At 69.2% G+C, this 12,955-nt stretch carries 6 protein-coding genes; 4 read left to right on the top strand and 2 right to left on the bottom strand.

Annotation, left to right across the window (positions count from 1 at the left end):
- Window positions 1-396: 396 nt before the first annotated feature.
- Window positions 397-1,284 carry an AfsR/SARP family transcriptional regulator gene (locus MOQ72_RS21105; protein WP_242185841.1) on the top strand — a complete coding sequence of 296 codons (888 nt, stop codon included), beginning with the start codon at window positions 397-399 and terminating at the stop codon, window positions 1,282-1,284.
- Between the two features lie 226 nt (window positions 1,285-1,510).
- Here MOQ72_RS21105 and MOQ72_RS21100 read toward each other — a convergent pair whose 3' ends face one another.
- Both MOQ72_RS21100 and MOQ72_RS21095 read right to left on the bottom strand, forming a co-directional pair.
- Entirely contained in the window at window positions 1,511-7,003 is a 5,493-nt protein-coding gene (locus MOQ72_RS21100) for an ATP-binding protein (protein WP_242185839.1), read from the bottom strand.
- 169 nt (window positions 7,004-7,172) lie between these two features.
- On the bottom strand, window positions 7,173-8,756 hold the full coding sequence (locus MOQ72_RS21095; protein ID WP_242185837.1) for a class I adenylate-forming enzyme family protein: 1,584 nt from the start codon (window positions 8,754-8,756) through the stop codon (window positions 7,173-7,175).
- 314 nt (window positions 8,757-9,070) lie between these two features.
- Between MOQ72_RS21095 and MOQ72_RS21090 the strand changes: the two genes are divergently transcribed.
- From MOQ72_RS21090 to MOQ72_RS21080, 3 genes are all read left to right on the top strand, one after another.
- Window positions 9,071-9,307 (top strand): hypothetical protein, encoded by a 237-nt coding sequence (locus MOQ72_RS21090; protein ID WP_277954425.1) that lies wholly within the window; start codon window positions 9,071-9,073, stop codon window positions 9,305-9,307.
- A gap of 107 nt (window positions 9,308-9,414) precedes the next feature.
- Entirely contained in the window at window positions 9,415-11,511 is a 2,097-nt protein-coding gene (locus tag MOQ72_RS21085) for a molybdopterin oxidoreductase family protein (RefSeq protein ID WP_308197923.1), read from the top strand.
- Window positions 11,511-12,950 carry an FAD-dependent oxidoreductase gene (locus tag MOQ72_RS21080; protein ID WP_242185831.1) on the top strand — a complete coding sequence of 480 codons (1,440 nt, stop codon included), beginning with the start codon at window positions 11,511-11,513 and terminating at the stop codon, window positions 12,948-12,950. Before MOQ72_RS21085 ends, MOQ72_RS21080 begins: the two co-directional genes overlap by 1 nt.
- Window positions 12,951-12,955: the final 5 nt, after the last annotated feature.

Raw genomic sequence — 12,955 nt, 5'->3', positions numbered from 1 at the left:
ATGTCGATGTTGCATCGCGAGTGTGCCTTTTCGGGCACATTTTCACCGACATCATCGTGCTGCCCGCTGCTCTGTCGGCGGTGACGCCAGGGACATCCCTCCAACCCGCTGGCACCGGAACGGGCATTTCCAGGGTGGCGAGCAGCGACTCGGCTATGTGCTGTTTCACTACAGCGCAAATTCGGGACTCGCAGCGGCCGTGCCGCCTCGGTGTGGTCGCGCGTCTTCCAGCATCGGTATCGCGTGTCGCTACATCTTCCTGCTGTTGGAGTCGGAAGGACTAGCACTATGAACAAGAATGACGCAGAAGTCGGTGCGACCTCACGTCGCAAACCGTCGAACTCTCCCCGACGGACCGATGTACAACCGGCGGAGCCCCGGGGAGATCCACGGATCATGGTGGAGTTCCGGGCGTTGGGGCCGTTAGAGGCCGTCGTCGCTGGTCACCAGGCAGATCTAGGAGCGCCCAAGCAGCGTGCGTTGCTCGCGTTGTTGGTGAGTCGGGTAGGTCAGCCGGTGGCGGTGGATGTGATACGAGAAGAGTTGTGGACCGGCCCGCCGCCGCCGTCGGCGATGACCTCGTTGCAGGCGCTGGTGGCCAAATTGCGGCGAGTGTTGGAACCGGAGCGGGCGCCACGGACACCGCCTACCGTATTGCGCACTCACCCCTCCGGTTATCTGCTGGACAGCCGCGTCGTCGACGTCGATGTCCGGCGGTTCGGCGAGCGCGCTACGGCGGGGTGGCAGGCGTGGGATCGAGGTGATCCGCGGCAGGCGTTGACCGAGTTCGATGCGGGGTTGGCATTGTGGCGGGGGCCAGCGTATGCGGATGTGGCCAATGCAAGCAGTGTGGTGCCGGATGTAGCGCGACTGGAGGAGATGCGGCTATCGGTTGTTGAGGGGCGCTGCGCGGCGCTTTTGGCCATGCGTGCTCATCAGGTCGCAGTGGCCGAATTGGAGGCTTTCGTACAGGCCCATCCACTGCGCGAATACAGTTGGGAGCTGTTGAGCCTGGGGTTGTACCGGGCCGGGCGACAGGCCGACGCACTAGCGGTGTTGCGGACCATCAAGATGCGGCTGGCGGAGGAGCTGGGAATCGACCCCAGGCCCGCGTTGCAGCACCTGGAGCGAAAGATTCTGAATCAGGATCCGGCGCTGGAGATGGATCCAACCCCAGCTTCCCCGACTATGCCGGTGCTTGACAGACCCACGGCCGCGACGCAGTTCGGCACGACTGGTCCGTTGCGGTGGCCAGTCGAGGACGGCGGCGCCCTGCGACGATGATCTTGCCGAGTCGTCGACACGGCACCTGGCACAGAGCCGCATCGCAAACTTCGGCAACATCGCAGTCCACCTCGATCGCTGCACGCCGAGCCGGGCAATGGCGCCACGGCGACGGCGCAACCTGATCGCACCGTGCGAAACCCGCATACATCGGTGGGTCCACACCCCGCCCGCGTCCACAAGCCGACGTTGGAAGGGGTGGGCCACCGATGCGGGTCATTCCCCTTTATTCCTGGGCCAGACCGCGCTCGATGGCGCCGATGATCTGGGGTCGCAGCTGTTCCGGTCGGATGATCGCGTCGACGGAGCCAACTCGCTGGGCTCGTTGGATGGAATGCACGCTGTCGAACTCGGCGGCGACCTCGCCGAGCTTCTCGGCGCGCACCGATGCTCGCACGTCAGCCAGTTGGGCGGCGAGGTCGGCTCGCTCGGAGTGTGCGGCGGCGATGCGAGTTTCCAGTTTTTCCACTCGGGGGTCAGTGGCGGTGCGTGCGTTGACCTCGGCGGCGAAAACCACCGCTGCGGCGGGCGCACCGCCGAGCACGGAGGCGTACGAGCCGTCGATGGCGAGCACCGTCATGTTCGGGTTGAGCGCCTTGGAGAACACGACGAACGCGCCGCCGTGGTAGCGCGAGATGACGCAGAACACGATGGGGCCGCGGAAGTTGACGATGGCTCGGCCGATCTCGGCGCCGTATTCCAGTTGGAGCTTGCGCATCGACTCCGGTGAGCCGTCGAACCCGGACAGGTTCGCCAGTACCACCAGCGGCCGGTTGCCGCTGGCGGCGTTGATGGCGCGGGCGACTTTTTTCGACGAGCGCGGGTAAAGCGTGCCCGCGGTGTGGGTGTCCGGGCCGTCGGTGGGCGGGAACCCGCGCCGCGGCACTGATTGCGACTCGATGCCGAGCAGGCTCACCGGCCGCCCACCGAGGTGCACGTCTTGTACCACGGCGGTGTCCGCTTCGGCCATGCCCGCCCACCGTTCCAGGATCGGGTGGTCCTGATCGGACAGTGCGCGCAGCACGGTGCGGATGTCGAAGGGTTTCTTGCGGTCTGGATTGGACTCGCGGGAGAAGATCTGTCCGACGGTGGTGAACTCGCTGCCGGTGACGGTGTGCGGGTAGTCGGAGATGTCCCGGTCGACGGGGTCGGTGGTGCCGACCTGGCGCGGTGCGTGCTCGCCGGGCAGAACGTAGCTGTGGTCGTAGTGCGACAGGAGCACGCCGTGCGCGGCCTGCAGGTCCGGCGCCCAGTACTGCGCCTGGCCGTTCGGGCCCATCACGCGGTCGTAGCCGCCGATGCCGAAGTTGTCCTCGGCCGAGACACCGCCGGAGAAGTCCAGCGACTGCTTGCCGGTGAGCACCATCGCCGAGTCCGGCGTCATCACCAGGATTCCCTTGGTGTGCATGAGCATCGTCGCTTCGGCGTTCCAGTACGGCTGGGCGCCGACGTTGATCCCGGCCACCACGATGTTGATCTCGCCGCCGTCCTGGGTGAAGTGCACGATGCGGCGCAGGGCGGCTGCGATCCAGTCCATGTTCTCGGTGCCGGAGTCCATCGCGATGCGAGCACCCGCCGACAGCGCGTACCACTCCACCGGCACCCGCAGCCGTTGCGCGAGGTCCAGCGCCGCGATGATCCGGGCACATTCCGGTTCGGACAGTGCGCCGAGCGATTTGGTCGGGTCGCCCAGCAGAACCACGCGGGTCATGCCCTCCGGATACCGCTGGGTCGGTGTGGTCGCGACCCCGGCCACGATTCCGGCCGTGTTGCGTCCCTTCGGCCGGTCGACCGGTGCCAGCGCGCCCGCGTCGTCGAGGTCGTACTCGGTGAACGACCCGTCCGATCCGGCGATGACGTCGGTGAGCTCGTAGGGGTAGACCGCGCCGCGGCGTCGCGCCCGCAGCACCTTCTGGCCGTAGTCGTCCAGCGGGTGGATCAGATCGGTTGGCGGGTCGGTGACGGTCAGCCGGACCCCGGTCGCGGCGTCGTAGGACGCCCGCACGGCCACCGGGTCCAGCGCGCCGGTGTCCCGGTCGCGTTGGCGGCCGAGGAACAGAACCTCCTCGACCCCGGCGCCAGCGGTGGTGGGTGCCACCCGCTGGACGACGGTGTGCAGTTCCTGCGGTGTGAGGTCGCTGGGCGGCCAAACGTAGATGACGATCCGGTTGGTGTCGAGCCGCTTGGCCGCCGGACGTTGAGCCTGCACGTTGCGGATGGCGACCAGGCACGCGTCGAGCGCGCCTTCGGCCGCGGGCAGCGCGAGGATGCGGCCCTCGTCATCGCGCAGCGGGGTGAGGTCGCGCACCTGCGTCATCGCGACAAGCCGCTCGTCGGAGGGATTCGTCGGCGCGACACACCGCAACAGGTAGACGTCCTCGTCGGCAGAGGGCAGCCGGGTGAGCTCGAAGTGCTGCAGCCGCTGCAGTTGCAGCCGCTGTGCGATCAGCGGGTGCAGGCCGCGGATCAGCCGGTGCTCGGTCAGGCCGGTCGAGGACGGCCGGAACGTGAAGTGGTGGTGCATGGCCGCGCCGCTGCGCCCGGCGACCGTCGTGGTGACCCGACGCAGCCCGCGGGGCAGCTCGGTGGCCGACAGCGCCGCATGCAGTTCGGCGGCCATCTCCTCGGCGTCGGCGGGCTGGTCCGCCCAGGTGAGGTAGATGTCGGCGACCAACACGGTCGAATCCCCTTGCGCCGCAGCGACTTGCGCGACCGTCGTCAGCGCCGCGGACAGATCGCCGAAGTCGGCGACGGTTGCCAGCAGCCGCTGGGGCTGGCCGTCGATCTCGTAGCCGCAGGTGACCACCGGTCGCCGCCCGATGGACGCGCAGCGCACGCCGGAGAGCGCGTGCTCGCGGTAGTAGCGGCGGCTGAGGACTTCGAGCAGCGGGCCCGCGTCGGCGCCGGAACGGTCGATGCGCTGGCCCAGCAGCCGCACCAGCGGCTCGGGGCTGGCGACCACGTCGGCGATCCGCTCGTCGCGGTCGGCCGCGTCCGGATGGCGGTCGAGGTAGCGCAGGTGGCCGCGCACCCGCGTGTAGACCTCGGCGCGAGCCCGGCGCAGCAACGGCTGGGTGAACCAGCGGAACACCAGACTTCGCGCGAGGTCACCAACGACCGGAAAACGCAGCTGCGTGGCGCGGATCAAATGCTCCAGCGCCCGGCCAACGGTCTGGCGCAAGCCACCGCGCGGCGGTGCCTCGGACAGCCATTGCCGCAACAGCGCGATGATCACGGCGACGTCGGAACCGGCGCGCTGCTGGGCCAGAAAGATCCGGAAGACCGCCTCCTCCAGTGCGGGCGTGCGCTCCAGCCCCTCGACCTCGTAGTGGCTCAGCGCGCGGACCAGGCGCCCCCGAAAGGTCTCCGACAACCCGGCGCGCTCAACATCGAGGCTCCGCAGATAGGAGTGGAAGTGCTCGCGCGGGCTGTGCACCCGCGTTTCGGCCTTGGTCTCCGCACCCTCCGGCTTGTTCCGGCTGAGCTCGCACAGGTCGGCGAAAACCTCCAGCAGCCCGACCTCGGCCGCCAGCGGCCGCTGCGGCAGCTCGGCGCGGGCGGTGAGGTAGTCGGCCAGCGTGCGGCCGTCATCGCGCGGGTCGACGTCGAAGCCCAACAGCGTGCCGCGCAGCTCTGCCAGGCCACGTTCGGCGCGGTGCTGCGCGCCACGCGCATCCGGCTCGGCGGGCAGGTCCAGCTCGACACCGCCCGTCGCGACCTCCTCGACCTCGTCGGCGTCGCCCAGCGGTTCCAAACGCAGCAGCGGCGCGCCGGTCTCGACCTGGCTGCCGACCGAGACCAGCGACTCGGTCAGCCGCGCTGGCCACGGCGCCCGCAGGACGGTCTCCATCTTCATGCTCTCCAACACCAGCACCGGGGCGTCGGCCTCGACCTCGTCGCCGACCGCCAACGGGGTCGCCACCACCAAAGCCGGGGCGGGCGCCCGCACGACCCCGCCCTCGTCGCGGCCGATCCGGTGGGTCACCCCGTCAACCTCGACCAGGTGGATCGGGCCGTGCATGCCGGTCACCAGCCGGAAACGGCGGCCGTTGAGCCGGATCTGCCCGGTGTGGGCGCCGGAGCGCTCCAGCACCGCCGCAACGTTGGCCACCTCCCCACCGGTGCCGAGGCCGAATCCGACGCGGTAGCGGCCCGGACCGGTCTCGGCGACGGCGAGCCGGTAGCTCACGCCGCGCAGCGTGAGCTTGCTGGGACGGCCGCCCTCGTGCCGCACCTGCGGCCGCCCGCCGTGTGCAGTGGACAGCAGCCGCTGCACCTCGACCAGCTTCGCATCCTGGTACGCCTCGATGGCCGCGGCGGCCAGCGCGATACCGCTGTGGGCTTGGGAGACCAGGCGACCATCGGCTCGAACCCGATCGATCCAGCCGGTGTCGGCGCTGCCCTCGATCACCTCCGGCTGCTCCAGCAGATCCAGCAGGAAGCTCTTGTTGGTGGTTCCGCCCTCGATCAGCACTGTGGTCTCGCGGATCGCGCGGCGCAGCCGGGCCAACGCCTCACCACGGTCGCGGCCGTAGGCGATGATCTTGGCGATCATCGAGTCGAACTCCGCGGGGATGCAGTCGCCCTCGCCAACGCCGGTGTCAACCCGAATGCCGGGACCAGCGGGCAATTCGAGCAGCGCGATCCGTCCGGGCGCGGGCGCGAAGCCCCGGTCCGGATCCTCCGCGTTCAGCCGCGCCTCGACGGCATGGCCGAACTCGCCGGGCTGCGCACCCGGCAAACTGCCACCGGCGGCGACCTGCAACTGGGCCTTGACCAGGTCCATGCCGGTAGTGACCTCGGTGACGGGATGCTCGACCTGCAACCGGGTGTTCACCTCGAGGAAGGCGAACAGCTCGTCCTCGGGCTGGTACAGGAACTCCACCGTCGCCGCGCCGCAGTAACCAACGGCTACCACCAGCCGCTGCGCCGACGCCTTCAGCTCCGCGGCCTGCTCCGCCGACAGCACCGGCGAGCGCGACTCCTCGATGATCTTCTGGTTGCGCCGCTGCACCGAGCAATCCCGCACCCCCAGCGCCCATGCCGTGCCCCGGCCGTCGGCGATCACCTGCACCTCCACATGCCGGGCACCGGTCACCAAGCGCTCCAGGAACACCTCATCGCTGCCAAACGCGCGTTCGGCCTCCAGGACCGTCCGCGCGTGGGCCTCGGCGAGCTCCGCCGCGCTGGTGACAACCCGGATGCCGCGACCACCCCCGCCCGCGCTCGCTTTGAGCATCAACGGATAGCCAATCCGCTCGGCCGCCCGCAGCGCCGCGTCGAGGTCCGACATGGGGCCGCGACTCCACGGCGCGACCGGCACACCGACCTGCTCAGCGAGCAACTTGGCACCGATCTTGTTGCCCAGCCTGCGCATCGCCGCCGCATCCGGCCCGATGAACCGCACACCCAACTTCGCGCACAACTCGGCGAACGCCGGGTTCTCGGCCACGAAGCCCCAGCCGACCCACGCGGCATCGGCACCGGTCTCGACCAAGGCCCGCTCCAACACGGCCAGATCGAGATAGGGCCGCGCCGAGGCGGGACCGAGGCAGTAGACAACATCCGCCTCCCGCACGAACTTGGCCGTGGCATCCACGTCGGTGTACAAAGCCACCGTTTCGATCCGCGGCCCACCTTCAGCGTTGAGCTCACCGACAGCGTGGAGAAGCCGCATCGCGGGCTCTCCACGGTTGACTATCGCGACACGACCAAACACCGAATCGAGCCTCACAAAGTCGACGGCGGCACCCTGGCCGCCATACCCGAGTCGTTCGCAGCGGTAGCAGTCCGGATGTTGCTGCCCCGGCGGCGTTTCGCGGGGACGCTGGACGCACTGGTCGAATGTCGGCGCCGCGCCGAACCCGCTGTGTTCGGCTGACCACGGTTTACGCCGGGTCCGCCAGGTTCTCGCGGAGTTTGCGGGACAGCTCGGTCCGCCGCACCTTCAGCGTGCCGGTCCGAGGTAGCTCGGCGAACGGAATCTGGACCGGGTCGGCCAGCTGCGGGAATTCGGCGACGGCCGCGCGCCAACGGTCTCGGTCCAGCGGTTTGTCCTCGTGGGTGCAGATCACCGGGACCGGCTCGGAATTCGGACCCGACACCACGGCGAGCTCGCTCAGCTCTCGCAGCCTGCCCAACACCAGATCCTCGATCTCAAGGGTGCTGGTCACTCCGGGGATGACGTCCACCTCCCGGTCGAGCATGTGCAGGCAGCCACGCCAGGTGAAGTAACCGACGTCCCCGGTGCGCCACCAGCCGCCGTTCAGGTTGGCGTCGTAGCGCTCCTGCTCGCCGAAATAGGCTTTCGCGATACCCGGCCACCGGACCTCGATGAAGCCCGGATTGTTCTTGGACGGCCGCTTACCGCCTCGGCTGACCACCCGAACCCTCGCGCTGCCCGGCAGTGCGTAACCAACGCAGCGCCCGTCCGTTCGGTGGGCGGATTTGCGGAAGTAAGGTCGGCCGACTGCCGGACCGACCTCGCTCTGCCCGTAGATCTGGAAGAACAGCGGTGCGCGCCGCTCGGAGGAGTTGAGCAGCCGACTCATCGTTCCCGGATGAATCGCGTCGAACGTGCTGCTGAAGTACTTTACCGACGCGAACGGCTTTCGCTGATCGTCGGTGAGCCCCTCCCATTCCATCAACGAGTTGGGCAGGACCTCGATGAGTCCTGGCCGGTTCTCCAGGAAGAACGTGGCGACCTCGTCCGGAGCGGACTCCCTCATGGGCAGCACCGGCATTCCCGTCAACAGGCACAAAGCCATCGCCGCGTACAGGCGAGAATGCACGAACGGGATGTGGATCGCGACGGTCTCCCGTTTCCTCATCAAGGACAGGAGGAACAGTTGTGGCCGCAGCCGGGCGCGCTGGGTCCGCGGCGTGTGCACGACGAGCTTGGGCAGCCCGGTGGTGCCGGACGTGTGGGTGATGATCGCGGGCTCGTCCAACCCCTGGAACACCGGCTGAACCCGCGGAGACCCGGCGAACTCGGTGAGCGATGCCGCACCTGGCCTGCTGCCAGCAACGATGATCACCTGATTGGTGAGGTCCGCCAGCGGCACGTCGGCCAGTGCGTCGAGCTTGTGCACGTCGGTCAGCAGGTGTGGCTGCTCCAGCCGACCGAGCAGGGCACCGACGGTCGTGGGATCCAAGGCGGGCGACAGCATCGCGGGAACTGCTCCGATGCGCGCCGCCGCGGTAGCGAGCACCCACACATCGAAATTTGCGACTTTGTGGATCGCGATGCGTTCTCCGGGCCGAACCCCAGCCGCCCACAGTCGGCCAGCCAGGTCGTCCACGTGTCCGGCGAGCTCGGCCACCGTCAGGCGCCGTCCCGCCTCGGGGAGGACGTCCAGATCGTGATCAAGGGTGAGCGGCATCGAACCGTTCTTTTCCGCGGCCGTTTCCGGCACGACGCCGAGATAAAGACCGCGCTTCCGCATCCAATTGTTGACCGCGAGGCCGTTCATCGAGACAAGCTCCTTCTCCGTTGTTCGACGGAATTTGTGCCGTCGCTGGCTCGGCGGCGCGCGAGGACATGCTCAAGGTGCGGCGAGGTGATTTCTGCCGGTTCAGAATCGACCAGCGCAGCGGTTGCTTCGACGCCGATCCGGATCGGGCATGGTGGTGTTCCTTTGCCGCTGTTGTGCGTCCAGTGTTGGCTGGTCGGCTTGGTCGGGGCTGTTGGGCGGGTTGGTGTTGGCTTGGTGGGTTTTTGGTGTGGGTGGATGCCAAGTGGGTGGCAAGTGGATGGCAAGTGGGGCGGAGTGGGGTGTGTGCGGGGGTGGCGTTGATGGTGGTTATGGCGACGTTGTGCGGGCCGTCGGTGACTGTGCCGGAATATGTTGTGACGTTGGATTTCGCGCGGCGGTCGCATGCGGGTAGATCGCAGCTTCCGTTGGCGCTTCGGTTGATTCGGAATACCGGGCTGGCGAAGCGGCATATTGTGCGGCCGATCGAGGAAACGCTGCGTCACATCACCGAGACCGCACTCACGGGACAAATCGCAACCCTGCGGTGACCACGCTGGCCACCCGGTCAGGGTCCGAGGGGACCGGCACTGGAGATGGAGCTTGCGGTAACAGGCCCTCCCTACCGTCGGTCCACGCCGACATCAGGGAGGTGCTCGTGACGCTGACCGAGCCAGAGCCACGGACGGCAGTGGCCACCCACTGTCCATATTGCGCACTGCAATGCGGCATGAGCCTCACCGCTGGAGAGGGAGCGGAGGTGGAGGTCGCGCCGCGGCAGTTCCCGACCAACGCAGGTGGCCTGTGCCAGAAGGGCTGGACCTCGGGCTCGCTGCTCACCTCGCCAGCACGCCTGACCACGCCGCTTATCCGCCTTGACGGCGAACTGCGCCCGGCGAGCTGGGACGCCGCGCTCGGCCTCATCGCGGGCAAGCTCGCCGAAATCCAGGCCAGGCACGGCAAGGACGCCGTCGCGGTGTTCGGCGGTGGTGGCTTGACCAACGAGAAGTCCTATCTGCTGGGCAAGTTCGCGCGGGTCGCGCTCGGCACGTCGCAGGTGGACTACAACGGTCGGTTCTGCATGTCCTCGGCCGCCGCGGCGGGAAACCGGGCGTTCGGCCTCGACCGCGGGCTGCCGTTCCCGCTCACCGATCTCGCCGACGCGGACGTCGTGCTGCTGGTCGGCGCGAACCCCGCGGAGACGATGCCGCCGTTGGTCAAACACCTTGAGCGGGCCAAGAGCCTTGGTGGCCTGATCGTTGCCGATCCACGACGCACCCCGACCGCCGAGCAGGCCAACCTGCACCTCACGCCGTCCCCAGGCAAGGATCTCGCGCTGGCACTGGGAATCCTGCACGCCCTGGTCGCCGAGAGCGGTGTCGACCAGCCCTACATGGATGAGCGGACGCGCGGATTCTCCGCGGTGTGGCGGATCGCGTCCAGGTGGTGGCCGGAGCGAGCGGAGCGGGTGACCGGCGTGTCCGCCGCCGACCAGCGCACGGTGGCCGCGAAGCTGGCGAACGCCCGCAACGCCTACATTCTCACCGCGCGCGGCGCCGAGCAGCACGCCACCGGCGCGGATACGGTCAGCGCGTGGATCAACCTGGCGCTGGCGCTGGGACTTCCCGGAAAGCCTGGCTCCGGGTTCGGCTGCCTGACCGGGCAGGGCAACGGCCAGGGCGGCCGCGAGCACGGCCAGAAAGCCGACCAGCTCCCCGGTTACCGCAAGATCGACGACCCGGCCGCCCGCGAGCACGTGGCTCGGGTCTGGGGTGTCGATCCCGCTGAGATTCCCGGTCCCGGCCGGTCCGCGTACGAACTGCTGGACGCGCTGGGCACCGCGGACGGCCCGCGCGCACTCCTGGTGTTCGGCAGCAATCCGGTGGTCTCTGCGCCCCACTCCGCGCACATCGCGGACCGGCTGTCCACAGTAGAGTTCCTGGGGTGTGCGGATCTCGTGCTGTCCGAGACCTCGGCACTCGCCGACGTGGTGCTACCGGTGACCCAGTGGGCGGAAGAGGACGGCACGATGACCAACCTGGAAGGCCGGGTCCTGCTGCGCAAGCGCGCCCTCGACCCGCCGCCCGGCGTGCGCACCGACCTCGATGTGCTGGCCGGGCTGGCCACCCGGCTCGGCCAGCCCGCGGAGCGCTTCCCGACCGACGCGGAGACCGTGTTCGACGAGCTGCGCGCCGCGTCGAAGGGCGGCCTCGCGGACTACTCGGGGATCAGCTACGACCGGCTGCGCGCCGGTGAAGCGCTCTACTGGCCGGTGCCCGAGGCCACCCATCCCGGCACGCCGAGGATGTTCCTCGACCGCTTCGCGCACCCGGACGGCAAAGCCCGGTTCGTGCCGGTCGAGCACAGCGGTCCCGCCGAGCCCCCGGACACCGAGTTTCCCTTGCAAGCAACCACCGGACGCGTGCTGCAGCATTACCAGTCAGGTGCGCAGACCCGGCTGGTGGATGAGCTGACCGAGGCCGTGCCGGAGGCATTCGTGGAGGTCCATCCGGACACCGCGGCTCGAGCCGGGCTCGCCGACGGCGACTGGGCGCGGATCGCGTCGCGCCGCGGCGAGACCGTCGCGCGGGTGCGGTGCGTGCCGTCGATGGGGATTGATCTGGTCTTCCTGCCGTTCCACTTTCCCGGCGCGCAGCGGGCGAACCTGTTCACCAACCCGGCACTGGACCCGACCAGCCGGATGCCCGAGTTCAAGGTCTGCGCGGTCAAGCTGTCCATAGTGGATGGTGCGTGATGCCTCCCCGGCATGTGGTGGTGCTCGGGTACGGGATGGCGGGTGCCCGGCTCGCGGAGGAGATCCGCCGCCGGGACCCGGACGGTGCGCGGGTCGCGCTGACGGTGATCGGCGAAGAACCGCACCACGCCTACAACCGCGTCCTGCTCTCCGCACTGCTGGCCGGAACCATGCGCCCGGACGACGTCCGACTGCACGACGAGGACTGGGCCGGGGAGCACGGCGTCACCCTGCGGCTCGGCGTCGCCGCCACGCGCATCGACCGGGCGGCGCGCCGGGTCAAGCTCGCGGACGGTTCGACGGTCGGTTACGACTCGCTGGTGCTGGCCACCGGCAGCAAGCCGATCCTGCCACCGATCGAGGGGCTGCTCGGCGAGGACGGGCTTCTCGCCGACGGTGTGGTGGCGTTCCGCAGCCTGGACGACTGCGAACGCATCCTCGGCATGGCCCGGATCGGCGCTCCGGTGGCGGTGATCGGGGGCGGGCTGCTCGGGCTCGAGGCGGCCCACGGGCTCGCGCGCAGGGGGAACTTGGTCACCGTCGTGCACCAGGTCGGGCACCTGATGGAGCGCCAGCTCGACCCCGAGGGCGGCCGGGTGCTCGCCCGCGCGCTCGGCGAGCTGGGCGTCGAGTTCCGCCTCGGTTCGACCGCGGCGCGCTACCTGCCCGGCGACGGGCTGAAGCTGGCCGACGACAGCCACGTGGAGGCCGATCTCGTGGTCGTCACCGCCGGGGTGCGGGCCCGGACCGCCCTGGCCGCGGCGGCCGGGCTCGAGGTCGACCGCGGCGTGCTCGTGGACGACGCCCTGCGCACCAGCGACGGCCGGGTGCACGCCATCGGCGACTGCGCGCAGCACCCCGGCACGGTGTCCGGCCTGGTGCAGTCGGCTTGGGAGCAAGCCGACGTCCTCGCCGATCTGCTGACCGGGACCAGAGCCGCGGCGCGGTACCGAGGAACCCCGGTGCTGACCCGGTTGAAGACCAAGGAGATCGACCTCGCATCCCTCGGCGAGGCGCTCACCGAGGTCACCGACGACACCGCCGAGGTGCTCAGCCTCAGCGACCCCAAGCGCGGGCGCTACGCGAAGTTGGTGATCCGCGACGACCGCGTCACCGGGGCGATCCTGCTTGGCTGCCCGGACGCCGCCGCGACCATAACCCAGCTCTACGACCGCCGGATCCCGGTCCCCGAAGACCGGCTCAGCCTGCTGCTCGGCAGGACCATGCCCAGCGGCGCCGCGGGCAGCCCAGCCGAGCAGCCCGCGTCGGCCAAGGTCTGCCAGTGCAACTCGGTGACCAAGGGCCGTCTGATCGAAGCGTTCCGCAATGGCGCGACGACGGTGTCCGAACTGGCCACCGCGACCAGAGCCACCACCGGCTGCGGCGGATGTACCGACGCCGTTCGAGGGATCGCCGACTGGCTCGCAAGCACGGCGTGACAGCA

It is taken from the genome of Saccharopolyspora soli (assembly GCF_022678645.1).
GTDB classification, from domain to species: Bacteria; Actinomycetota; Actinomycetes; order Mycobacteriales; family Pseudonocardiaceae; genus Saccharopolyspora; species Saccharopolyspora soli.
The sequence above is the reverse complement of the archived record's forward strand: the minus strand, read 5'-3'. Positions and strand labels throughout refer to the sequence as shown.